Genomic DNA, 23,924 nt, shown 5'->3' with positions numbered 1-23,924 from the left:
GCAGCGCCCAGTGGCCGCCGTAGCCGAGCACCGCGCCCGCGATGCCCGAGACGATGCCGATGCCGGCGAATTCGAGCGCGAACAGCGCGCCGAGCGTGCGGCGGCTCACGCCGAGGCAGCGCATCGTCGCGCAGCCGTCCAGATGGCGCCGCATGTAGCGCTGCGCGGCCATCGCGATCGCGACCGCGGCGAGCAGCGCGGTCAGGAGCGCGACGAGCGTCAGGAAATGGCGTGCACGATCGAGCGTCTGGCGCACCTGCGGCTGACCTTCCTGCAGCGATTCGAGGCCGACGCCGCGCAGCTTGCCGCCGTCGACGCGCCCGTGCGCGTAGGTCTCGAAGCGCGCGACGGCCGGCGTGTCGCCGGCAATCAGCAGCCGGTACGTGACGCGGCTGCCGTAGCCGGTGAGCCCGGTCGCGGCAAGTTCGTCCGCGCGCATCATCAGCCGCGGCGAGAAATTGACGAACGAGAAACCGCGATCGAGCTCGCGGGAGATCGACGCGGCGACCGTGAACGTGCGCAGCCCGACGCGCACGGTGTCCCCCGCCTTCAGATGCAACGCATCGAGCAGCGCGGGATCGGCCCACACGGTGCCGGGCGCGGGAATCGCGCTCGCCTTGTGCGCGGCGCTCGCGCCGGCCGGCACGATCTCGACCGCGCCGCGCAGCGGATAGTCGGGCGATACGGCCTTCACGGCCGCGAGGCGCGCGGGTGCCGCGTCGCTCGCGTGACCGCCGGCGGCCGACGCGATCATGCTCGGGAAGATGGCGGTCGTCGCGGTGCGCAGCCCGAGTGCGCGCGCCTCCCGATCGAACGACGGATCGACGGGATGGTCGGCGCGCACGACGAAATCGGCACCGAGCATCTGGCGCGCGTCGCGCTCGAGCCCCTGGCGCAACCGGTCGGCGAGAAATCCGACGCTCGTGAGCGCCGCGACCGCGAGCACCAGCGCCAGCACCAGCAGCGTCAGCTCGCCGGCACGCCAGTCGCGTGCGGTCATCCGCGCGGCCTGGTGGATCAGGTCGTGCCAGCCGAAGCGGCCGGCATGGCCGGGCCGCCCGGCCGGCGACGGGTCAGCGTGCTGCCGCTCGGCGGGTGACGGCGCCTTCAATCGCGCTTGCCCCCGATCGAGTTGAGCCGCGTCACCATGTGGTTGGCCATCCCGCGGAATCCGCCGGACACGCCGCGCCACAGACGCGGCAGCGCCCACGCCGACGCCGCGATGAACGCCGCGAGCAGCACGAGGAACGCGAGCGGAACGAAGAACGCGAGCGCGAGGCCGCCGAACACAAGCCCGTCCTCGGTAGACGACGCAACCCAGTTGGAGATCGGTTCCGGAGACAGGTTGATCAGCGCGCGCGTGCCGGCCTTCGCGACGTGCGCGGCGCCGGCGAGCGAACCGCCGGCCAGCCCGGCGACCGCGAGCACGGTCGGGTCGGCATGGCCGAGCGCACCGGCGGCCAGCACCGCGCCGGCCGGAATGCGGATGAACGTGTGCACGGCGTCCCACAGCGAATCGAACGCGGGAATCTTGTCGGCGAGGAATTCGGTGACGGCAAGCACGGCGGCGGCGCCGATGACCCACGGCGACGTCAGGACCGCCAGCGTATCGGGCAGATGAAGCCAGCCGACCCGCGCGAGCACGCCGGCGATCAGAACCGTCAGGTAAAGGCGCAGCCCGCTCGCCCACGCGAGCCCCGCGCCGAGCGAAATGGCTTCGATCATGGCCCTCTCCTTGCACGTGCCGTGCGATTTGCCGATTGATCGGATCGAGTCGGTATGACCGGCCGCGGGGCGCGTGGCGACCGGCCCCGCCTGCCGCGAACGGCGCAACGGCATTCAGGCCCGAATGCGTTCCATTATAGACAGGCTCTCAGGAGGGCCGACGCAATTCCGCGGTGCGTCACGGCCGGGCGCGGGCGCCGGCCGGCGCCCGGCAGGTCGGCATCAGGCAGCCGACGACAGTTTCAGGCCGACCAGCCCGAGCACGATCAGCGACGCGCTCGCGACGCGGGCGACGGTCAGCGCCTCGCCCATCATGACGATCCCGAACACGAACGCGCCGACCGCGCCGATACCCGTCCACACCGCATACGCGGTGCCGAGCGGCAGCTGGCGCATCGCGACGGCGAGCAGCCCGAAGCTGGCGAGTGCCGTCACCATCGTAAACACCGACGGTCCGAGTTTCGTGAAACCCTCTGACGATTTCATGCCGGCCGCCCAGGCCACTTCCAGCAAACCGGCGATCAACAACAATACCCATGCCATCTCGACCTACTCCGTCTCGGATGGGGCCGTCCCCGTTGAATCGAATGACCCGGGGTCGTCCCCGGGCGGCGCCGAGTATAACAAGAGGCTTACAGGTATGCAGGATGCCCACATTGAGAATCGGGCCGGAGCATGGTCCGGCCGCGGCGGCCGCGCCACGCCGCGCTCAGTTCGACACGCGCTTGGCGCCGCCACCGCCGACGCAGCGGTCGTCGCGGTACAGCGCCCATTCGTCGCACACGCGGCCGTCCTTGAACACGCACATTCCGACCTGACCGCTCGACAGGTTGCGGATCACGTGGCGGCCGCCGAGCTTCACGCAGTTGACCGACGCGGGATTGGCAAGCGCCGCTTGCGGCGCCGAAGGCTGCTGCCCGGGCGGCAGCGGCTGCGAGAACGCGCCGGACGCGGCAAGCGCCAGCGCACACATGACGACCAGACGGACGGACATTGCACGCTCCTCGGTTTCGTTCGCGTAACGGTCAGCATAGCGGGGAATGCGTGGCGGGTGTGCGCGGCCGGCGCATCTGGCGGCGATGTCGCGCCGATGCAACTTCACCGGCGCGCGGCCTTGCATTCCGGCCGCATCACGCCGCACGCATCACGCCGAAATCACGCAGCCCCGACGAGCCGGTAGCCGACGCCCGTTTCGGTGACGATGTGCTCGGGCTGCGCGGGATCGCGCTCGAGTTTCTGGCGCAGGTGCGCCATGTAGATACGCAGATAGTGGTGGCTCTCGACATGCGACGGGCCCCACACGTCGCGCAGCAGCTGGCGATGCGTGAGCACGCGTCCCGCGTGCCGCACGAGCGTCGCGAGCAGCCGGTACTCGAGCGGCGTCAGGTGCACGATCTCGCCGTCGCGCCACACCTGGCGCATCGCGAGATCGACGCTCACGCTGCCGAAGCTGACCTTCGGCGATTCGTTCGCGCCGCCCTGGTTGCGCCGGCGCAGTTGCGCGCGGATCCGCGCGCGCAATTCGGACACGCCGAACGGCTTGGTCAGGTAGTCGTCGGCGCCCGCGTCGAGCGCGGCGACCTTCTCCTCTTCCTGCGTGCGCGCGGACAGCACGATCACCGGCACTTCCGACCAGCCGCGCAGCTCGCGGATCACGTCGAGGCCATCGGTATCGGGCAGGCCGAGGTCGACGATCACGAGATCGGGCTTGCGGGTCGCCGCGTCGATCAGCCCCTGCTTGCCCGTCTCCGCCTCGAACACGGCGATGTCCTCCTCTTCGAGCGCGGCGCGCACGAAACGGCGGATCTGTTTTTCGTCCTCGATCAGGACGACGGTCAGGCTCGGTTCACTCATGGTCTGGCAATGGCTCGGAGGGTGACGGTGCGCCGGGCACGTCGAGGTCGTCGGGTACGGCAGGCACGGCCGGCGGCGTGTCGACCGGCAGCGTGAACCAGAAGCGCGCCCCCGTCACGCGGCCGTCGGGCCCGGTCCGGTTGAGCGCGCCGATTCTACCGCCGTGCGCCTCGACGATCGCGCGGCAGATCGCGAGGCCGAGCCCGATGCCCGGCGTCGCCGATTCCTTCTCGCCGCGCGTGAACTTGTCAAAGATGCGCGTTTCCATCCCGCTCGGCAAGCCCGGGCCGTGATCGTCGACGTGCACGCGCACGAACGGGCGCCCGTCGTCGGTCACGCGCTGCGCGCCGATGTCGATCGGCGTGTCGGCCGGCGTGTACTTCGCCGCGTTCTCGAACAGGTTGGTGAGCAGCCGCTCCATCAGCACCGCGTCCATCTGCAGGAGCGGCAGGTCGGCCGGCAGCGACACGCGCGCGGGATGGTGCGCGAGCACGCGCTTGCACGCGGCGAGCGCGGCGCCGACGGTTTCCTCGAGCAGCGACCACTCGCGCTTGAGCTGCACGCTGCCGGCCTGCAGCCGCGCCATGTCGAGCAGGTTCGTGACGATGCCCGTCATCCGCAGCGCCTCGTCGTGGATCGCGTCGACGAGTTCGCCTTCGCGCTGCGCGGAGCGTTCGGCCGCCGGCGCGTCCGGCCCGGCCGCGCGCGCGTTCGCGAGCATCGACGAAAAGCCGACGATCGTCGTGAGCGGTGTGCGCAGGTCGTGCGAGATCGCCGACAGCAGCGAGTTGCGCAGCCGCTCGGACTCCATGTTGACGAGCGCATCGCGCGCGATCTCGACGTAGTGCACGCGTTCGAGCGCGAGCGCGATCTGCGCGGCGAACGCATCGAGCATGCGCAGCTGCTCGGGCACCTCGAGCTCGCGCGGCTCGCGCGACGCCACCGCGAGCACGCCGCGCGTGCGCATCGGCGCCTTCAGCGGCAGGTACAGCGCGGCGGTCGCGGGCAGCGTGTCGGTGCCGCGGCCGGCCGGCTTCTGCTGGTCGTACACCCACTGGCCGACGTCGCAGTCGAGATCCGCGCCCGTCAGCGTGACGGCCTCGTCGGGTTCCTCGATCTTCTGCCGTACCTGGTCCGCGCTGTCGGGCAGCAGGAACGCGACGCGCGCGCGGAACACCTCGCCCACGTGGCGGCTCCCGATCTCGACGATCTGTTCGGTCGTCAGCGCCGCGCCGAGTTCGCGCGCCATCGCGTAGATCGCGCCGGTGCGGCGCTCGCGGTGCTGCGCGACGCTCGCCTCGCGCGTCAGCGTCGACGTCAGGTGGCTGATCACCAGCGACGTGAGCAGCATCCCGAAGAAGGTCAGCAGGTATTGCGTGTCGCTGACCGAGAACGACATGCGCGGCGGCACGAAGAAATAGTCGAACGCCGCAACCGACAGGAACGACTGCAGCACGCCCGGGCCGCGTCCGAGCCGCACGGCCGAGAACACGACGCCGAGCAGGTACAGCATCACGAGGTTCGTGAGGTCGAGCCGTGCGGACACGAGGCTCGCGACGCCGGTGATCGCCGCGCAAATCGCGGCGGCGTACAGGTAGTGTCGCGGCGGCGAACGCCGCGTGCCGAATTGCGCGAACGCATCGCGCCAGTCGCGGGCGCGCGCGTCGAGCGGCACCGCGCGCACTTCGTCGCTCGCCGACGCACGGATCAGCATCAGGTCGACGTCGCCCGCGCGTTCGGCGAGCTTTTCGCCGAACGGCCGCGCGAAGCGGCGCGCGAGCCCGACCTTCGGCGAGCCGCCCGCGACGATCTTCGACACGTTGCGCACCTTCGCATAGCCGATCAGCGCGGCGACCGCGTCGTCGCCGGCGAGCGTGGCCGTCTCCGCGCCGAGTTCGGCCGCGAGCTTCAGCGCATCGAGCGTGCGCTGCCGCCGCGCGTCGGGCAGCCGCTGCAGCCGCGGCGTCTCGACGTACACGGCGATCCAGTCGGCCTTCACGCTCGCGGCGAGCCGCGCGGCCGCGCGCACCAGCGTCGGCGCCTCGGGACCGGGCCCGACGCACACGAGCAAGCGCTCGCGCGCCTGCCAGATGCGCTGGATCGAACGGTCGGCACGGTACTCGCGCATCTGCGCGTCGACGCGGTCGGCCGTGCGCCGCAGCGCCAGTTCGCGCAGCGCGATCAGGTTGCCCTTGCGGAAGAAGTTGCGCACCGCGCGCTCGGCCTGCTGCGCGAGATACACCTTGCCGTCGCGCATCCGCTCGAGCAGCTCCTCGGCCGGCAGGTCGACCAGCGTGACCTCGTCGGCCGCGTCGAACACGCGGTCGGGCACGGTCTCCCACACGCGAATGCCGGTGATCGCGCCGACCACGTCGTTCAGGCTTTCGAGGTGCTGGACGTTGACGGTGGTGTACACGTCGATGCCCGCATCGAGCAGTTCGTAGACGTCCTGCCAGCGCTTCAGGTGACGCGCGCCCTGCACGTTCGAATGCGCGAGTTCGTCGACGAGGATCAGCTGCGGGGCGCGCGCGAGCGCGCCGTCGAGATCGAATTCGGCGAGCGTGCGGCCGCGATAGTCGATGCGCGCGAGCGGCAGCACGTCGAGGCCGTCGAGCAGCGCGGCGGTTTCGCCGCGGCCGTGGGTCTCGACGATGCCGACCACGACGTCGACGCCGTCCTGCGAGCGCTGGCGCGCGGCCTGCAGCATCGCGTAGGTCTTGCCGACGCCCGCGGACGCGCCGAAGAAGATCTTGAGCTGGCCGCGCCGCTGCTTTTCTTCGTCGCGCTGCAGCTTGTCGAGGAGTTGGTCGGGATCGGGGCGGTTCATGCGTGAGGAAGGCGAAGCGCCGGATTGCGCGCGAGTATCGGCATTGTTGTTCCAAATCGCCGCAAAAGGCAAAGACGGCGCAGGCGCCGCCGGAAAAGTCGGACCCGGCGCGCCGCAAGCCGCGCCGGGAAGCCCGGATCCGCGTTCAGTGCGCGGCCTGCGCCGCGTCGAGCGCGAGGTTCAGCTTCAGCACGTTCACGCGCGGCTCGCCGAGCACGCCGAACTGGCGGCCCGCCGTGTTCGCGGCGACGAGCTGCGCGACCGCGTCGGCCGTCAGGTTGCGCGCCTTCGCGACGCGCTCGACCTGGTACGCGGCGGCGGCCGGCGTGATCTCCGGATCGAGGCCGCTCGCCGAGGCCGTCACGAGGTCGACCGGCACGGGCTTCGACAAGTCGGTGCCCGCGTCGCGCAGCGCGGCGATGCGCGCCTTCACCTGGTCGGCGAGCGACGGATTCAGCGGGCCGAGGTTCGAGCCGCCGGAGCCGCTCGCGTTGTACGGCATCGGCGAGGTGGCCGACAGTCGACCCCAGAAGTACTTCGGCGCATCGAACGGCTGGCCGATCAGCGCGGAGCCGACCGCACGGCCGTCCTTCTCGATCAGGCTGCCGTTCGCCTGCGACGGGAACACGGCCTGGCCGAACACGGTCATCACGGCCGGGTAAGCGAGCCCCGTCACGACGGTCAGTACGACAAAGATCACGACGAGCGGGCGAATCAACGTTTTCATGATGGTTCCTTCAGGTACGGCGCATCAGGCCCAGCCGAGTGCGGCGAGCGTCATGTCGATCAGCTTGATGAACGGGAACGGCAGCAGCAGGCCGCCGAGGCCGTACACCAGCAGGTTGCGGCGCAGCAGCGACGCGGCGCCGAGCGGCCGGTAGGGGACGCCCTTCAGCGCGAGCGGGATCAGCGCGACGATGATCAGCGCGTTGAAGATCACCGCTGACAGGATCGCGGACGCCGGCGAGCTCAGGTGCATGATGTCGAGCACGCGCAGCTGCGGGTACGTCGTCACGAACGCGGCCGGGATGATCGCGAAGTACTTCGCGATGTCGTTCGCGATCGAGAACGTCGTCAGCGAGCCGCGCGTCATCAGCATCTGCTTGCCGATCTCGACGATCTCGATCAGCTTCGTCGGGTTCGAATCGAGGTCGACCATGTTGCCGGCTTCCTTCGCGGCCTGCGTACCCGTGTTCATCGCCACCGCCACGTCGGCCTGCGCGAGCGCCGGCGCGTCGTTGGTGCCGTCGCCCGTCATCGCGACGAGCCGGCCGGCCGTCTGGTGCTCGCGGATCGTCGCGAGCTTGGTTTCCGGGGTCGCTTCCGCGAGGAAATCGTCGACGCCCGCCTCCGCCGCGATCGCCGCTGCCGTCAACCGGTTGTCGCCGGTCACCATCACGGTCTTGATGCCCATCTTGCGCAGTTCCGCGAAGCGCTCCTTGATGCCGCCCTTCACGATGTCCTTCAGCTCGATCACGCCGAGCACGCGCGCCACGCCGTCATGCAGGTCGGCCACGACGAGCGGCGTGCTGCCGCGGCGCGCGACGTCGTCGACCGCGCGGCGCACTTCTTCCGGGAAGCGGCTGCCGTGCGTCTCGACATAGCGGCGAATCGCATCGGCCGCGCCCTTGCGGATCTCGCGACCGGGCGCCCCGGCGGAAGTCCCCTCGGGGAACAGATCGACGCCGCTCATTCGCGTCTGCGCGGAAAAGCTGAGGAACGTCGCGTGCAGTTGCGCCATGTCGCGCTGGCGGATGTTGAAGCGTTCCTTGGCCAGCACGACGATGCTGCGGCCTTCCGGCGTTTCGTCGGCGAGCGACGACAGCTGCGCGGCGTCGGCCAGCGCTTCCTCGGTCACGCCCGGCGCGGGCACGAACATCGACGCCTGGCGATTGCCCAGCGTGATCGTGCCGGTCTTGTCGAGCAGCAGCACGTCGACGTCGCCGGCCGCCTCCACCGCGCGGCCCGACGTCGCGATCACGTTCGCCTGCATCATCCGGCTCATCCCCGCCACGCCGATCGCGGACAGCAGGCCGCCGATCGTCGTCGGGATCAGGCACACCAGCAGCGCGACGAGCGCGGTGATCGTCACCACGTGACCGGCCTTCATCGCTTCGACCGAGAACATCGAGAACGGCAGCAGCGTCGCGGTCGCGAGCAGCATCACGATCGTCAGCGCGACGAGCAGGATCGTCAGCGCGACCTCATTCGGCGTCTTCTTGCGCTTCGCGCCTTCGACCATCGCGATCATCCGGTCGAGGAACGCCTCGCCGGGGTTCGCGGTGACCGTCACGACGATCCAGTCGGACAGCACGCGCGTGCCGCCCGTCACCGACGAGAAGTCGCCGCCCGACTCGCGGATCACCGGTGCGGATTCGCCGGTGATCGCCGATTCGTCGACCGAGGCGACGCCGTCGATCACCTCGCCGTCGGCCGGGATCACGTCGCCGGCCTCGACCAGCACGACGTCGCCGCGGCGCAGGTCCGACGCGGTCGTGATGCGGATCGGCGACTTCGGATGCGGCTCGTTCAGCTTCTTCGCCATCACATCCTTCTTCGCGCTGCGCAGCGACGCGGCCTGCGCCTTCGAACGCCCTTCGGCGAGCGCTTCGGCGAAGTTCGCGAACAGCACGGTGAACCACAGCCAAAGCGCGATCGCGAGGATGAAGCCCGCCGGCGCCTCGGCCTGGCCGGCGAGTGCCGCGATCCACAGAATCGTGGTCAGGATGCTGCCGACGTACACGCAGAACATCACCGGGTTGCGGAACTGCGTGCGCGGCGTGAGTTTCTTGAACGAGTCCACGATCGCCGGACGCACCAGCGCCGGATCGAACATGGACCGTGTTGCGGAATGTTGAGTCATTGCGATCTCTTCAATCTCTTCAGTCGTTTCAACGTGTCGCGATGCGGATCGCGCGTTACGCGCCCAGCCACATCATCAGATGTTCGACGCCCGGGCCCAGCGCGAGCGCCGGCACGTAGGTCAGCGCGCCCACCAGCAGCACGGTGCCGAGCAGCAGCACGACGAACAGCGGACCGTGCGTCGGCAGCGTGCCGCTCGTCACCGCGATGCGCTTCTTCGCGGCGAGCGAGCCGGCGATCGCCAGCACCGGCACGATCGTGCCGAAACGGCCGAACCACATCGCGATCGCGGTCATCCAGTTGTAGAACGGCGTGCCGACCGTCAGGCCCGCGAACGCGCTGCCGTTGTTGTTCGCGGCCGAGCTGAACGCGTACAGGATTTCCGAGAAGCCGTGCGGGCCGGGGTTCGCGATGCCGGCCTTGCCTGCGTCGGCCAGCACCGCGATCGACGTGCCGACCAGCACGAGCAGCGGCGTGAGCAGCACGACGATCGACACCATCTTCATCTCGTACGACTCGATCTTCTTGCCGACGTATTCGGGCGTGCGGCCGATCATCAGGCCGGCGACGAACACCGCGAGCAGCGCGAACACGAGCATCCCGTAGAGGCCCGAACCGACACCGCCGAAGACCACCTCGCCGAGTTGCATCAGCAGCAGCGGCACGAGGCCGCCGAGCGGCGTCAGCGAATCGTGCATCGTGTCGACCGCGCCGCACGACGCGGCCGTCGTCGCGACCGTGAAGATGCCGGTCTGCGCGATCCCGAAGCGCGTTTCCTTGCCTTCCATGTTGCCGCCCGGCTGCAGCGCGCCGGCCGACTGGTCGACGTGAAGCGCGGCGAGCGTCGGGTTGCCGGCCTGCTCGGCGCTCACCTCGACGCCGATCGCGACCGCCAACGCGACCGTCATCGCCGCGAGCACCGCGATGCCCTGCCGGCGATCGCCGATCATGCGGCCGAACACCAGGCACAGCGCGGCCGGGATGATCAGGATCGAGAAGATCTGCAGGAAGTTCGCGAACGGCGTCGGGTTCTCGTACGGATGGGCGGAGTTCGCATTGAAGAAGCCGCCGCCATTGGTGCCGAGCATCTTGATCGCTTCCTGCGACGCGACCGGGCCCATCGCGAGCGTCTGCTTGACGAGCGGGGTCGGCACCGTCACCGGGTTGCCCTTGTCGTCCTTCACCGGGCTGCCCTGCGCGTCGAGCTTCGGCGCCGCGTAGGTGCTCGCCTGCAGCACCGGCACGTCCTGGTACGCCTTCATGTTCTGGATCACGCCCTGGCTCATCAGCAGCGCGGCGACGAGCGCCGCCATCGGCACGAGCACGTACAGCGTCACGCGGGTGAGGTCGACCCAGAAGTTGCCGATCGTCTGCGCGGTGTGGCGCGCGAAGCCGCGGATCAGCGCGATCACGACGACGATGCCGGTCGCCGCCGACAGGAAGTTCTGCACGGTCAGGCCGAGCATCTGCGTCAGGTAGCTGACCGTCTGCTCGGGTGTGTAGTCCTGCCAGTTCGTATTGGTGACGAAGCTGACGGCCGTGTTGAACGCACCGTCGGGCGTCATCGCGCCGAATTGCTGCAGGTTGCCGGGCAGAAAGCCCTGCAGGCGCAGCAGCCCGTACAGGAACAGTACGCCGAGCGCGTTGAACGCAATCGTCGCGACCGCGTATTGCTTCCAGTTCATTTCGGTGCCGGCGTCGACGCCGGCGATGCGGTACAGCGCGCGCTCGAGCGGCCCGAATACGCGCACGACGCGCGAGCTGCCGTCCATCACGCCGGTCAGGTAGCGCGCGACGGGCACGGCCGCCGCGAGCAGCACGGCGATGAACAGCAGCGTCTGCAACAGGTTGTTCGCGTTCATTCGATGTCCTCCGCGCGCAGCAGCGCAAAGACGAGGTACGCGAACAGCAGGGCCGTCGAAGCGCCCGCCAGCCAAAGCATCCAGGTCATGCTCGCCCCCCGCGACCGTATTGCACGAGCTTCTCGCAACCGGCAAGCAAACCGAGGATCAGCGCGGTGAACAGCACCATTGCACCGATGAAAACCCCATCCATTTTTGTGTTCTCCGTCGTCGAAATCTGACGACTCGAACATTATGGGAATGCGCGTAAAGGACGGGTCAAAGGTGATCGGGCAGGTGTAAAAAACGCGTAAACGCGTGCTGCGGAGGACGGCGGGCGGGACAGGAGACAGGACGGGCGGCGGCCGGCGCCGCCCGCAAGGGCGCGTGCCGGCGGGGTGCCGGCACGGAGGTAGCGTCAGGGAATGAGGATCGTCGATCCGGTCGTCTTGCGCGATTCGAGGTCGGCATGCGCGCGGCCGACTTCCGCGAGCGGGTAGCGCTGGTTGATGCTCGTCTTCACCTTGCCCGACAGGATCACGTCGAACAGCTCGGCCGCCGCGGCTTCGAGATCGGCGCGCTTCGCGATGTACGTGAACAGCGTCGGCCGCGTGAAGAACAGCGAGCCGCGCGACGCGAACTCCTTCGAGTCGATCGCCGGCAGCGGGCCCGATGCATTGCCGAAGCTGACGAAGTAGCCGAGCGGCGCGAGGCAGTCGAGCGAACCGATATAGGTGTCCTTGCCGATCGAATCGTAGACGACCGGCACGCCCGCGCCGTTCGTGATCTCCTTCACGCGCTGCGTGAAGTTCTCGCGCGTGTAGACGATCGGATGATCGCAGCCGTGCGCCTTTGCGAGCGCGGCCTTCTCGTCGGAACCGACCGTCCCGATCACGGTCGCGCCGAGCGCCTTCGCCCACTGGCACACGAGCAGGCCGACGCCGCCGGCCGCCGCATGGATGAGGATCGTGTCGCCGGCCTTCACCGGGTACGTGCGGCGCAGCAGGTAGTGCGCGGTCAGCCCTTGCAGCATCACCGAGGCCGCGTCGTCGTAGCTGATTCCGTCCGGCAGCTTCACGAGCCGCTCGGCCGGCATCACGCGCTCCTGCGCATACGCGCCCGGCGGCTGCCCGACGTACGCGACGCGATCGCCCGCCTTGAGCGCGGTCACGCCGTCGCCGACGGCCGTCACCTCGCCCGCCGCCTCCATCCCGAGGCCGCCGGGCAGCGGCTGCGGATAGAGGCCCGTGCGGAAATACACGTCGATGTAATTGAGCCCGACCGCGTGCTGCCGGATGCGGACTTCGCCCGCCTTCGGCGCGCCGACCTCGACATCGACCCACTTCATCACGTCCGGGCCGCCCGGCTGGTCGTATCGGATTGCTTTCGGCATCGTTTCGCTCCTCGTTTCTGAATCGGTCAGGGGATATTCGGGTCGCCGACTCGCGGGCCGGGGCCGCCCCGTGCAGGCGGGCGCCGGCGGCAGCTGCGCGTCGCGACGCCCGATTCTCGCGCGCAACCGCCGGGCGTGTGCATGGCCCTGACGCAAGCAGGGGCAATCGGGCCGGCAGGCGGCTAGCAGACGTCCTGCATGTTCCGCGCCAGATCGTCGAGCAGCATCCGCGCGGTCGCGACGTTGGTCGCGACCGGCACGTCGTGCACGTCGCACGCGCGCACCAGCGCGGTGATGTCCGGATCGTGCGGCTGCGCGGTCATCGGGTCGCGCAGGAACACGACGATGTCGACGCGCCCATCGGCCAACTCCGCACCGATCTGCAGGTCGCCGCCGAGCGGCCCCGACAGCTTGCGCTCGACCTCGAGCCCGTGCGCGGCGGTGATGCGGCCGCCCGTCGTGCCCGTCGCGACCAGCCGGCATTGCGCGAGCGTCTCGCGGAACTGGCCCGTGAGCGCGACGATGTCGTCCTTCTTCGCGTCGTGCGCAATCAATGCGATGCGGGGTTTGCTCATCTCCGGTTCCTTCGTGGTTCGATGGTTGTCGTCTTCGTGAATGGCGGTGCGTGCGTCAGAAGGTGCCCGGATACGCGCCGCCGTCGAGCAGCCAGTTCTGCCCGGTGATATAGCCGGCATGCACGCTGCAGAGAAACGCGCACGCGGCGCCGAATTCGGCACGCGTGCCGAGGCGCCCGGCCGGGATCTCCTTCGCGCGCCGCGCGCGCAGTTCGTCGACCGTCACGCCCTGCGCCTTCGCCGACGCGGCAAGGGTCGTCGCGATCCGGTCGGTGTCGAACAGCCCCGGCAGCAGGTTGTTGATGGTCACGCCCTGGCCGGCGACCTTGCGCGACAGCCCCGCGACGAAGCCGGTCAGCCCCGAGCGCGCGCCGTTCGACAGCGCGAGCACGTCGATCGGCGCCTTCACGGCCGAACTCGTGATATTGACGATCCGGCCGAAGCCGCGCCCGATCATCCCGTCGACGGTCGCGCGGATCAGCTCGATCGGCGTCAGCATGTTCGCCTCGAGCGCGCGGATCCAGTCGTCGTGCGAGAAATCGCGGAAGTCGCCGGGCGGCGGGCCGCCCGCATTGTTCACGAGAATGTCCGGCTGCGGGCAGGCGGCGAGCGCGGCCGCGCGCCCCTCGGGCGTCGTGATGTCGCACGCGACAGGGGTGACCGACACGTTCGACCCGGCACGGATCTCCTCGGCGGTTTCCTCCAGCGTGTCGCGCGTGCGCGCGACGATCACGAGGTTCACGCCCTCGGCGGCCAGCGCTTCCGCGCAGCCGCGCCCGAGGCCCTTGCTCGCCGCGCATACGAGTGCGGTCTTTCCTGCGATGCCGAGATCCATCGTCGATTCCTTTATGGCGACGCGCGCCGGCGCGGCCCGGCCCCGGACGCATCGCCGGACGGGCGAACGGTCGCGAACGGGCTGACACGACGCGCGGATTGTCGTGAGACGTCGATAATATCCGGATCGCGCGGCGCGCCTTGGTAAAATTGCGGCCATAAGCGGCAGCCGGCTTGCGCCCGCCGCCGCCCCCGATCCCCTTTTGCCGTCAAGGCGCCCCCGTCATGAAACAGGACAGCCGTTTCCCGAATCTCTTCATCACCGATCACCCGCTGATCCAGCACAAGCTCACGCACATGCGCGACAAGGACACGTCGACGCGTACGTTCCGCGAGCTGCTGCGCGAAATCACGCTGCTGATGGGCTACGAGATCACCCGTAACCTGCCAATCACGACCAAGCGGGTCGAAACCCCGCTCGTCGCGGTCGACGCACCGGTGATCGCGGGCAAGAAGCTGGCGATCGTGCCCGTGCTGCGCGCGGGCATCGGGATGTCGGACGGCCTGCTCGACCTGGTCCCGTCCGCGCGGGTCGGCCACATCGGCGTGTACCGCGCGGAAGATCACCGCCCGGTCGAATACCTGGTGCGCCTGCCGGATCTCGAAGACCGCATCTTCATCCTGTGCGACCCGATGGTCGCGACCGGCTACTCGGCCGTGCACGCGGTCGACGTGCTCAAGCGCCGCAACGTGCCGGCCGCGAACATCATGTTCGTCGCGCTGGTCGCCGCGCCCGAAGGCGTGCAGGTGTTCCAGGACGCGCACCCGGACGTGAAGCTGTTCGTCGCGTCGCTCGACTCGCACCTGAACGAGCACGCGTACATCGTGCCGGGCCTGGGCGACGCGGGCGACCGCCTGTTCGGCACCAAGAACTGACGCGCCGCGGCCGGGCCGAACGGCCGGTGCGCGGCAACAGCCCGCACCGGCCGTTCGGCCATGCGCGGCGGCCCCGAAGCGACGGTCGCCGCGTGATAAAATCACGTTCTACTCGACACGCGCGGCCCCGCGGCATCACGCCCGCCGACACGGCCGCCGATTCAACGACACATTGGCACAATCGCCCGCGCAGCGCGCCCGGGCACGGAGAAAGGTATGGCTGGTCATTCGAAATGGGCCAACATCAAGCATAAGAAGGCAGCGGCCGACGCAAAGCGCGGCAAGATCTGGACCCGCCTGATCAAGGAAATCCAGGTCGCGGCCCGTCTCGGCGGCGGCGACGCGAACTCGAACCCGCGTCTGCGTCTCGCGGTCGACAAGGCGGCCGACGCCAACATGCCGAAGGACAACGTCAAGCGCGCGATCGACCGCGGTGTCGGCGGCGCGGACGGCGCGAACTACGAAGAAATCCGTTACGAAGGCTACGGCATCAGCGGCGCGGCCATCATCGTCGACACGCTGACCGACAACCGCACCCGCACGGTCGCGGAAGTCCGCCACGCATTCTCGAAGTTCGGCGGCAACATGGGCACCGACGGTTCGGTCGCGTTCATGTTCGATCACGTCGGCCAGTTCCTGTTCGCGCCCGGCACGTCGGAAGACGCGCTGATGGAAGCGGCGCTCGAAGCCGGCGCGGACGACGTCAGCACGAACGACGACGGCTCGATCGAGGTGCTGTGCGACTGGCAGGCGTTCTCGGCGGTGAAGGATGCGCTCGAAGCCGCGGGCTTCAAGGCCGAACTCGCCGAAGTGACGATGAAGCCGCAGAACGAAGTCGAATTCACCGGCGACGATGCGGCGAAGATGCAGAAGCTCCTGGACGCGCTCGAGAACCTCGACGACGTGCAGGAGGTGTATACGAACGCCGTCATCGTCGAGGAATGAGATGCCGGCCGCCGTGCCCACAGTCACGGCGGCGGCCCGACCGATTTCGCGGCCGGCGCGCCTGAGCGTGCCGGCCGCCCTGTTTTCTAGTCTGCGGGGAATCCCATGAAACTACTCGTCGTCGGTTCAGGCGGCCGCGAACATGCGCTCGCGTGGAAGCTCGCGCAATCGCCGCGCGTCCAGATGGTCTACGTCGCGCCCGGCAATGGCGGCACGGCGCAGGATGAGCGTCTGAAAAACGTCGACATCACGTCGCTCGACGCGCTGGCCGATTTCGCGGAAAGCGAAGGCGTCGCGTTCACGCTCGTCGGGCCGGAAGCGCCGCTCGCGGCCGGCATCGTCAACCTGTTCCGCGCACGCGGCCTGAAGGTGTTCGGCCCGACCCGCGAAGCCGCGCAGCTCGAAAGCTCGAAGGATTTCGCGAAGGCGTTCATGAAGCGTCACGGCATTCCGACCGCCGACTACGAAACCTTCTCCGACGCCGCCGCCGCGCACGCGTACATCGACGCGAAGGGTGCGCCGATCGTCGTGAAGGCCGACGGCCTCGCGGCCGGCAAGGGCGTCGTCGTCGCGATGACGCTGGAAGAAGCGCACGCCGCGGTCGACATGATGCTGTCGGGCAACAAGCTGGGGGATGCCGGCGCGCGCGTCGTGATCGAGGAATTCCTCGATGGCGAGGAAGCGAGCTTCATCGTGATGGTCGACGGCAAGCACGCGCTGGCACTGGCATCGAGCCAGGACCACAAGCGCCTGCTCGACGAGGACCGCGGCCCGAACACGGGCGGCATGGGCGCCTATTCGCCCGCGCCGATCGTCACGCCGCAGATGCACGCACGCGTGATGCGCGAAATCATCATGCCGACGGTACGCGGGATGGAGAAGGACGGCATCCGCTTCACGGGCTTCCTGTATGCGGGCCTGATGATCGACAAGGAAGGCAATCCGCGCACGCTCGAGTTCAACTGCCGGATGGGCGACCCCGAGACGCAGCCGATCATGGCGCGCCTGAAGAGCGATTTCTCGAAGGTCGTCGAACAGGCGATCGCGGGCACGCTCGATTCGGTCGAGCTCGACTGGGATCGCCGCACCGCGCTCGGCGTCGTGCTGGCCGCGCACGGCTATCCGGACGCGCCGCGCAAGGGCGACCGCATCAACGGAATCCCGGCCGAGACGGCCCAGGCCGTGACGTTCCATGCGGGCACGACGCTCACCGAAGGCGACAAGCTCGTCACGTCGGGCGGCCGCGTGCTGTGCGTGGTCGGCCTCGCCGATTCGGTGCGCGAAGCGCAGCAGCATGCGTACGACACGATCAACCAGATCAATTTCGAAGGCATGCAGTACCGGCGCGACATCGGCTTCCGTGCACTGAACCGCAAGAGCGCGTGACGCACTGACCGCCGCCCTGCTCGCGCAGGCCCCTCTGCCGGGGTTCGATAGAATGCCCGGCAGCGGCCTTTTTTACGGCCCCCGCTTCGCGCGGGGGCACCCAGTCCAGACATGACCGATTCCACCTACGACGTGCCACGCGTGCGCACCTACCTCCAGGGCCTGCAGACTCGCATCGCCGACGCGCTCGGCGCGCTCGACGGCACGCCGCTTGCGACCGACGCATGGCAGCGCGGCCCCGAAGAGCGGCTGCGCGGCGGCGGCTGTACGCGGATTCTCGAAGGCGGCCGCGTGTTCGAGCGCGCGGGGATCGGTTTTTCCGACGTCGCGGGCGACGCGCTGCCTCCGTCGGCGAGCGCCGCGCGCCCGCAGCTGGCCGGCCGCGGCTTCGAGGCGCTCGGTGTGTCGCTCGTGCTGCACCCGCGCAACCCGTACTGCCCGACCGTGCACATGAACGTGCGGATGCTGATCGCGACGAAGCCGGGCGAGGCGCCGATCTTCTGGTTCGGCGGCGGCATGGATCTGACACCGGTTTATCCGTTCGAGGACGACGCGCGGCATTTCCACCAGGCCTGCAAGGACGCGCTCGATCCGTTCGGCGCCGAGCTCTACCCGCGCTTCAAGACCTGGTGCGACGAGTATTTCTTCCTGAAGCACCGCAACGAGACGCGCGGCATCGGCGGGATCTTCTTCGACGATTTCTCCGAGCCCGGATTCGAACGCTCGTTTGAGATGATGCAAAGCGTCGGCGACGCGTTCCTGAACGCGTACCTGCCGATCGTCGAGCGCCGTGCCGCGCTGCCGTATGGCGAGCGCGAGCGCGACTTCCAGGCTTACCGGCGCGGCCGCTACGTCGAATTCAACCTCGTGTTCGACCGCGGCACGCTGTTCGGCCTGCAAAGCGGCGGCCGCACCGAATCGATCCTGATGTCGATGCCGCCGGTCGCGAACTGGCGCTACAACTGGCAGCCCGAGCCGGGCTCGCCGGAAGCACGCCTGACCGAGTTTCTCGTGCCGCGCGACTGGGTGTGAACCCGCCGCGCCCCGCCGCCCCAAGAACAGGACACGTTTTTCTGGACACCACCGCCCGCCCCACCCCGCAGCCGCACCCGCCGTTACGTCGCATCGGCCTGCTGGGCGGCACGTTCGACCCGATCCACGACGGTCACCTCGCGCTCGCGCGCCGGTTCGCCGACGTGCTCGGCCTGACCGAGCTCGCGCTGCTGCCGGCCGGGCAGCCGTACCAGAAGCGCGACGTGTCGGCCGCCGAGCATCGGCTCGCGATGACGCGGGCCGCTGCCGGCTCGCTGTCCCTGCCCGGCGTGACGGTCACCGTCGCAACCGACGAGATCGAGCACGCGGGGCCAACCTATACGGTCGAGACGCTCGCGCGCTGGCGCGAGCGGATCGGCCCTGAGGCGTCGTTATCGCTGCTGATCGGCGCCGACCAGCTGGTTCGGCTCGACACCTGGCGCGACTGGCGCAAGCTGTTCGACTACGCGCACGTGTGCGCGTCGACGCGCCCGGGTTTCGACCTCGGCGCGGCGTCGCCGGCCGTCACGCAGGAAATCGCGCGGCGGCAGGCCGGCGCCGACGTGCTGAAAGCGACGCCGGCCGGCCACCTGCTGATCGATACGACGCTGGCGTTCGATATCGCCGCAACCGACATCCGCGCGCACCTGCGCGAATGCATCGCGCGTCACGCGCAAATGCCCGATGCGTCGGCCGAGCATGTGCCGGCCGCCGTCTGGGCCTATATTCTTCAACATCGTCTCTACCATTCCTGATTCCATGGATATCCGCAAACTGCAGCGCGTGATCGTCGACGCTCTCGAAGACATCAAGGCGCAAGACATCAAGGTGTTCAACACCAGCCACCTGACCGAACTGTTCGACCGCGTGATCGTCGCGTCGGGTACGTCGAACCGCCAGACCAAGGCACTCGCGTCGAGCGTGCGCGACAAGGTCAAGGAAGCCGGCGGCGACATCGTCAGCTCCGAGGGCGAAGACACCGGCGAATGGGTGCTGGTCGACTGCGGCGACGCCGTCGTGCACATCCTGCAACCGGCGCTGCGCCAGTATTACAACCTCGAGGAAATCTGGGGCGACAAGCCCGTGCGGATGAAGCTCGGCGGCGGCAAGGACGGTTTCGCGACGGCCAGCGAAGGCGAGGACGACGAGGAAGAAGCGCCCGCACGCCCGGCGCGCAAGACGGCGGCCCGCCGCCGCTGAGTCGCAGCGAGTCGTCCCGATGAAGCTTTTCATCCTCGCGGTCGGCCACAAGATGCCCGGCTGGATCGCGTCCGGCTTCGACGAATACACGAAGCGGATGCCGCCCGAGCTGCGCATCGAGCTGCGCGAAATCAAGCCCGAACTGCGTTCGGGCGGCCGCAGCGCGGACAGCGTGATGGCGGCCGAGCGGCAGAAGATCGAGGCCGCGCTGCCGAAGGGCGCGCGCATCGTCGCGCTCGACGAGCGCGGCCGCGACTGGACCACCATGCAGCTCGCGCAGGCGCTGCCCGGCTGGCAGCAGGACGGCCGTGATGTCGCGTTCGTGATCGGTGGCGCCGACGGGCTCGATCCGGAGCTGAAAGCGCGCGCCGACGTGCTGCTGCGCATCTCGAGCATGACGCTGCCGCACGGGATGGTACGCGTGCTGCTTGCCGAACAGCTTTACCGGGCGTGGAGCATCACGCAGAATCATCCCTATCATCGCGCATGACGTGCCGTCCTCGGACGCGCGCCGCGCGCGCTCACCGAGATAACGACACCATGCCGTCCAGCACGCCCTCCGTCCTTTTCCCGCTCCTTTACCTCGCTTCACAAAGCCCACGCCGCCAGGAATTGCTGCAGCAGATCGGCGTACGCTTCGAGCTGCTGCTGCCGCGCCCCGACGAGGACGCCGAGGCGCTCGAAGCCGAACTGCCCGGCGAAGCCCCCGATGCGTATGTGCGGCGCGTCACCGTCGCGAAGGCCGAGGCCGCGCGTGCGCGCCTCGTCGCGAGCGGCAAGCCGGCCGCGCCGGTGCTCGTCGCCGATACCACGGTGACGATCGACGGCGCGATCCTCGGCAAGCCGGCCGACGCCGACGACGCGCTCGCGATGCTGACCCGCCTCGCGGGCCGCGAACACGAGGTGCTGACCGCGGTTGCCGTGATCGGCGCCGACGGCGAACTGCTGCCGCCCGCGCTGTCGCGCTCGTCGGTGCGCTTTTCGGCGGCACCGCGCGACGCATTCGCGCGCTACGTCGAAACCGGCGAGCCGTTCGGCAAGGCGGGCGCGTATGCGATCCAGGGGCGCGCCGCCGAATTCATCGAGCGAATCGACGGTTCCCATTCGGGTATCATGGGTCTGCCCCTTTTTGAGACTGCCGCGTTGCTCCGCACCGCGCGCCTCGCCTTCTGAATCGCACCATGAACGAAGAAATCCTGATCAACCTCACGCCCCAGGAAACACGGGTCGCACTCGTCCAGCAAGGCGCGGTGCAGGAGCTTCACGTCGAGCGCACGCTGTCGCGCGGGCGGGTCGGCAACATCTACCTCGGCAAGGTCGTGCGCGTGCTGCCCGGCATGCAGTCGGCGTTCATCGACATCGGCCTGGAGCGCGCGGCGTTCCTGCACGTCGCGGACATCTGGCATCCGCGCCTGGCCGGCGAGCCGCAGTCGGGCGCGCCACACCAGCCGATCGAGAAGATCGTGTTCGAAGGCCAGACGCTGATGGTCCAGGTGATCAAGGATCCGATCGGCACGAAGGGCGCGCGACTGTCGACGCAAGTCAGCATCGCGGGCCGCACGCTCGTGTATCTGCCGCAGGAGCCGCACATCGGCATCTCGCAGAAAATCGAGAGCGAAGCCGAGCGCGAGGCCGTGCGCGCGCGCCTGACCGCCGTGATCCCGCCGGACGAGAAAGGCGGCTACATCGTGCGCACGATCGCCGAAGATGCCACCTCCGAGGAGCTGGCCGGCGACGTCACGTACCTGCGCAAGACCTGGGCAACGATCGTCGCGCAGGCGCAGCGGCTGCCGGCGACGAGCCTGCTGTACCAGGATCTCGACCTCGCGCAGCGCGTGCTGCGCGATTTCTCGAACGACGACACGACGCGCATCCAGGTCGATTCGCGCGAGACGTACCAGCGCCTCGCGGAATTCGCGGGCGAGTTCACGCCGGCGGTGAGTCCGAAGCTGCATCACTACACCGGCGAGCGGCCGCTGTTCGACCTGTACAACATCGAGACGGAGATCCAGCGCGCGCTGTCGCGCCGCGTCGACCTGAAGTCGGGCGGCTACCTGATGATCGACCAGACCGAGGCGATGACGACGATCGACGTCAACACCGGCGGCTACGTCGGCGCACGCAATTTCGACGACACGATCTTCAAGACCAACCTCGAGGCCGCGCACACGATCGCGCGGCAATTGCGGCTGCGCAATCTCGGCGGGATCATCATCATCGACTTCATCGACATGGAGAACGCCGAGCATCGCGACGCGGTGCTGTCGGAGCTGAAGAAGGCGCTGTCGCGCGACCGCACGCGCGTGACGGTCAACGGCTTCTCGCAGCTCGGGCTCGTCGAGATGACGCGCAAGCGCACGCGCGAATCGCTCGCGCACGTGCTGTGCGAGCCGTGCCCGACCTGCCAGGGCAAGGGCCAGGTGAAGACGTCGCGCACCGTGTGCTACGACATCCTGCGCGAGATCCTGCGCGAGTCGCGCCAGTTCAATCCGCGCGAATTCCGCGTGATCGCCGCGCAGCAGGTGATCGACCTGTTCCTCGACGAGGAGTCGCAGCATCTCGCGATGCTGATCGACTTCATCGGCAAGCCGGTGTCGCTGCAGGTCGAGTCGAACCTGAGCCAGGAGCAGTACGATATCGTGCTGATGTAACGTTCCGCCTGCCCGCCGCCGGCTGTGCCGCGCGGCGCCCCGATGCGGCCGCCCGGACCGCTTGCGCATGCCGCGCCAGCGCCCGCCGCCGCCCTTTTTCTCTTCTCGTACATCACCCACCATGAGCCAACGCCACAACCGCCGCCAGCGCAAGAAACTCCACATCGCCGAGTTCCAGGAACTCGCATTCAACGCGACCGCGCAATGCCGCAACGAGCTGTCCGACCTCGAGCGCGGCCAGCTGATCGATTCGTTCATCGATTTCGTCGAAGCGAACGGGCTGCTCACCGTCGCGTCCGCCGACGAAGGGATCGGCGCATACGTGATCTCCGGCGCGCCGCGCGGCACGACGACCGACGCCGACCGCGAGAGCGTGCGTGCGTGGCTGGCCGCACGGCCGGAGCTGACCGACGTCCAGGTCAGCGAATTCAGCGACGCGTGGTATCCGGACGCCTGACGCTCCGGTTGCTTCACCCGTCGCGCGGCGCCCGCGCCTGCCCCCGTGAGGGCGGACCGTGCCGGCGCCGCCGCTTCACCCGCACGTCTCCCTCCTTCCTCCCTTCTCCTCGGCTACCCATCACACGACGCGCCCGGTGTCGATCGTGATTACCCCGATTCCGGCAGTGAATCGGACGCTTACTTCAATTTAACGATCATTAAAAGACGGCTCGCGCCGACGGACCTACTCTGATCGTACGAATCCGGTGATTTCCGGCACGATCGGCAAGCAAGACGAAAGAATGCAAACGACTCGTCCTGCAAGCGCTCCGGATTCCGACTCAGGCGAAGACGCGACACGGCGACAGGTCAATCAGGGAGACAACAACGATGCGCCCGCCGCTTCACTGCCGCAGCGACGACACGTCGGCGCACACGAAGGCCGCCTGATCCATTTCCATAATCGAGACGAGGACGACATGAACACGCCCACCACCCATCAAGCAGGACTCCGAATGATCATGATCGCGGCAGGCGTTGCGGCGCTGATGTCGCTGTCCGCGTGCGGCGGCTCCGGCTCGCTGAGCCAGGGCACCGGCGGCTCCGGGTCGGGGTCCGGCGACACGACGGCGTCGACCGGCGGTACCAGCAACGGTACGAGCGGCACGACGGCGTCGAACGGCAGCACCGGCAGCACCGGCAACGGTGCGAGCGGCTCGTCGGCCAACGGCGTCGGCCAGACGACCGCGGCGTCGAGCAACATCGTGACGGCCGGCGGCGGCGCCGTCTCGGGCGTCGGCACGGCGATCGCGGCCCAAACGCTGCCCGGCACGAACCCCGCGACGACGCAGGGGCTCGGCGCGGTCGTGCAGGATGTCGGCGCGGCCGTCACGACGCTCGGCACCGGCCTCGGCTCGGGCCTCGGCCAGCTCGGCGCGTCGTCGAATCCGGTCGGCACGACGGTCGCGAGCACGGGCGGCGTGGTCACGAATCTCGGCCAGGCCGTCGCCGCGACGGGCGGGGTCGTGTCGAGCCTGGGGGCCAGCGGTTCCGCACTGGCGCCGCTTGCGCCCGTCACCTCGCCCGTCGGCGGTGCCGTGACGATGCTCGGCAACACGATCGCGGGCGGCGGCGCGACGCTCGGCACGCAATTGTCGACCGGCCCGGTCGCGCAGGTGACGGGCGCGGCCAGCTCGGCGATCACGCCGATCACGACGACGGTCGGCTCGCTCACGCAGACGGCCGCGGCAAGCACGCCGCTCGGCGCACCGCTGACGAACCTCGTCACGACCGTCGGCAACGGCGTCGCGAACGCCGGCACGACGCTCGCGAAGACGGGCAACAATCCGGTCACGACCGGTGTCGGCAACGTCGTGACCGCGACCGGCAACACGGTCGCCACCGCAGGCACCGCGCTGCTCGGCGGCGGCGCGGCCGCGACGAGTCCGCTCGCACCGGTGACGGGGCTCCTGTCGACCGGCGCAC

General features: G+C 69.0%; 24 protein-coding genes. 11 read left to right on the top strand and 13 right to left on the bottom strand.

The window, feature by feature from the left end:
- The 13 genes from F3J14_RS23740 to F3J14_RS23680 all read right to left on the bottom strand — a co-directional run.
- On the bottom strand, positions 1–1,021 hold a 1,021-nt coding region (locus F3J14_RS23740; protein WP_348772013.1), incomplete at its 3' end, for an ABC transporter permease.
- A gap of 86 nt (positions 1,022–1,107) precedes the next feature.
- Positions 1,108–1,725, bottom strand: coding sequence for a DUF4126 domain-containing protein (locus F3J14_RS23735; RefSeq protein WP_012364337.1), 618 nt, complete (start codon positions 1,723–1,725; stop codon positions 1,108–1,110).
- 222 nt (positions 1,726–1,947) lie between these two features.
- The gene (gene sugE, locus F3J14_RS23730) at positions 1,948–2,268 is read right to left on the bottom strand and encodes a quaternary ammonium compound efflux SMR transporter SugE (protein WP_166725077.1); all 321 of its coding nucleotides are present in this window, start codon (positions 2,266–2,268) and stop codon (positions 1,948–1,950) included.
- A 166-nt stretch (positions 2,269–2,434) separates the two neighbouring features.
- Complete coding sequence (locus tag F3J14_RS23725) at positions 2,435–2,719, bottom strand: DUF333 domain-containing protein (RefSeq protein WP_166725076.1); 285 nt, start codon at positions 2,717–2,719, stop codon at positions 2,435–2,437.
- A 161-nt stretch (positions 2,720–2,880) separates the two neighbouring features.
- The gene (gene kdpE / locus F3J14_RS23720) at positions 2,881–3,579 is read right to left on the bottom strand and encodes a two-component system response regulator KdpE (RefSeq protein ID WP_166725075.1); all 699 of its coding nucleotides are present in this window, start codon (positions 3,577–3,579) and stop codon (positions 2,881–2,883) included.
- Positions 3,572–6,406 (bottom strand): sensor histidine kinase KdpD, encoded by a 2,835-nt coding sequence (locus F3J14_RS23715; protein WP_166725074.1) that lies wholly within the window; start codon positions 6,404–6,406, stop codon positions 3,572–3,574. The genes kdpE and F3J14_RS23715 overlap by 8 nt, the downstream gene beginning before the upstream one ends.
- 145 nt (positions 6,407–6,551) lie before the next feature.
- Positions 6,552–7,133 (bottom strand): potassium-transporting ATPase subunit KdpC, encoded by a 582-nt coding sequence (gene kdpC / locus F3J14_RS23710; protein WP_166725073.1) that lies wholly within the window; start codon positions 7,131–7,133, stop codon positions 6,552–6,554.
- A gap of 24 nt (positions 7,134–7,157) precedes the next feature.
- Entirely contained in the window at positions 7,158–9,269 is a 2,112-nt protein-coding gene (gene kdpB, locus F3J14_RS23705) for a potassium-transporting ATPase subunit KdpB (protein ID WP_166725072.1), read from the bottom strand.
- A 55-nt stretch (positions 9,270–9,324) separates the two neighbouring features.
- Positions 9,325–11,130 (bottom strand): potassium-transporting ATPase subunit KdpA, encoded by a 1,806-nt coding sequence (kdpA, locus tag F3J14_RS23700; protein WP_166725071.1) that lies wholly within the window; start codon positions 11,128–11,130, stop codon positions 9,325–9,327.
- Positions 11,127–11,219: a K(+)-transporting ATPase subunit F gene (kdpF, locus tag F3J14_RS23695; protein WP_006752209.1), complete on the bottom strand. Its 93-nt coding sequence runs from the start codon at positions 11,217–11,219 to the stop codon at positions 11,127–11,129. Before kdpF ends, kdpA begins: the two co-directional genes overlap by 4 nt.
- Positions 11,220–11,527: 308 nt before the next feature.
- Positions 11,528–12,502, bottom strand: a complete 975-nt coding sequence (locus tag F3J14_RS23690) for a quinone oxidoreductase (protein WP_166725070.1) — start codon at positions 12,500–12,502, stop codon at positions 11,528–11,530.
- A gap of 182 nt (positions 12,503–12,684) precedes the next feature.
- Positions 12,685–13,077, bottom strand: coding sequence for a methylglyoxal synthase (locus tag F3J14_RS23685; protein WP_166725069.1), 393 nt, complete (start codon positions 13,075–13,077; stop codon positions 12,685–12,687).
- Positions 13,078–13,132: 55 nt separating this feature from the next.
- Positions 13,133–13,912 carry an SDR family oxidoreductase gene (locus tag F3J14_RS23680; protein WP_166725068.1) on the bottom strand — a complete coding sequence of 260 codons (780 nt, stop codon included), beginning with the start codon at positions 13,910–13,912 and terminating at the stop codon, positions 13,133–13,135.
- Positions 13,913–14,136: 224 nt separating this feature from the next.
- Between F3J14_RS23680 and upp the strand changes: the two genes are divergently transcribed.
- The 11 genes from upp to F3J14_RS23625 all read left to right on the top strand — a co-directional run.
- Positions 14,137–14,787 (top strand): uracil phosphoribosyltransferase, encoded by a 651-nt coding sequence (gene upp, locus F3J14_RS23675; RefSeq protein WP_006478229.1) that lies wholly within the window; start codon positions 14,137–14,139, stop codon positions 14,785–14,787.
- A gap of 216 nt (positions 14,788–15,003) precedes the next feature.
- The gene (locus tag F3J14_RS23670) at positions 15,004–15,732 is read left to right on the top strand and encodes a YebC/PmpR family DNA-binding transcriptional regulator (protein ID WP_006752214.1); all 729 of its coding nucleotides are present in this window, start codon (positions 15,004–15,006) and stop codon (positions 15,730–15,732) included.
- 105 nt (positions 15,733–15,837) lie between these two features.
- Complete coding sequence (gene purD, locus F3J14_RS23665; RefSeq protein ID WP_166725067.1) at positions 15,838–17,118, top strand: phosphoribosylamine--glycine ligase; 1,281 nt, start codon at positions 15,838–15,840, stop codon at positions 17,116–17,118.
- A gap of 111 nt (positions 17,119–17,229) precedes the next feature.
- Positions 17,230–18,150 (top strand): oxygen-dependent coproporphyrinogen oxidase, encoded by a 921-nt coding sequence (gene hemF, locus F3J14_RS23660; RefSeq protein ID WP_166725066.1) that lies wholly within the window; start codon positions 17,230–17,232, stop codon positions 18,148–18,150.
- Between the two features lie 41 nt (positions 18,151–18,191).
- Positions 18,192–18,905, top strand: a complete 714-nt coding sequence (locus F3J14_RS23655; RefSeq protein ID WP_166725078.1) for a nicotinate-nucleotide adenylyltransferase — start codon at positions 18,192–18,194, stop codon at positions 18,903–18,905.
- A 4-nt stretch (positions 18,906–18,909) separates the two neighbouring features.
- Positions 18,910–19,350, top strand: a complete 441-nt coding sequence (gene rsfS, locus F3J14_RS23650) for a ribosome silencing factor (RefSeq protein WP_006752218.1) — start codon at positions 18,910–18,912, stop codon at positions 19,348–19,350.
- A 19-nt stretch (positions 19,351–19,369) separates the two neighbouring features.
- Positions 19,370–19,840 (top strand): 23S rRNA (pseudouridine(1915)-N(3))-methyltransferase RlmH, encoded by a 471-nt coding sequence (gene rlmH, locus F3J14_RS23645; protein WP_011657522.1) that lies wholly within the window; start codon positions 19,370–19,372, stop codon positions 19,838–19,840.
- Positions 19,841–19,890: 50 nt separating this feature from the next.
- Complete coding sequence (locus tag F3J14_RS23640) at positions 19,891–20,523, top strand: Maf family protein (protein ID WP_166725065.1); 633 nt, start codon at positions 19,891–19,893, stop codon at positions 20,521–20,523.
- A gap of 8 nt (positions 20,524–20,531) precedes the next feature.
- Positions 20,532–22,001, top strand: a complete 1,470-nt coding sequence (rng, locus tag F3J14_RS23635) for a ribonuclease G (RefSeq protein ID WP_166725064.1) — start codon at positions 20,532–20,534, stop codon at positions 21,999–22,001.
- Between the two features lie 121 nt (positions 22,002–22,122).
- Positions 22,123–22,458: a 50S ribosome-binding protein YggL gene (locus tag F3J14_RS23630; protein WP_166725063.1), complete on the top strand. Its 336-nt coding sequence runs from the start codon at positions 22,123–22,125 to the stop codon at positions 22,456–22,458.
- 460 nt (positions 22,459–22,918) lie between these two features.
- The coding region (locus F3J14_RS23625) for a collagen-like triple helix repeat-containing protein (protein WP_166725062.1) at positions 22,919–23,924 on the top strand (1,006 nt) is incomplete at its 3' end.

The organism is Burkholderia sp. Tr-862 (assembly GCF_011753085.1).
GTDB lineage: Bacteria > Pseudomonadota > Gammaproteobacteria > Burkholderiales > Burkholderiaceae > Burkholderia > Burkholderia ambifaria.
The sequence above is the reverse complement of the archived record's forward strand: the minus strand, read 5'-3'. Positions and strand labels throughout refer to the sequence as shown.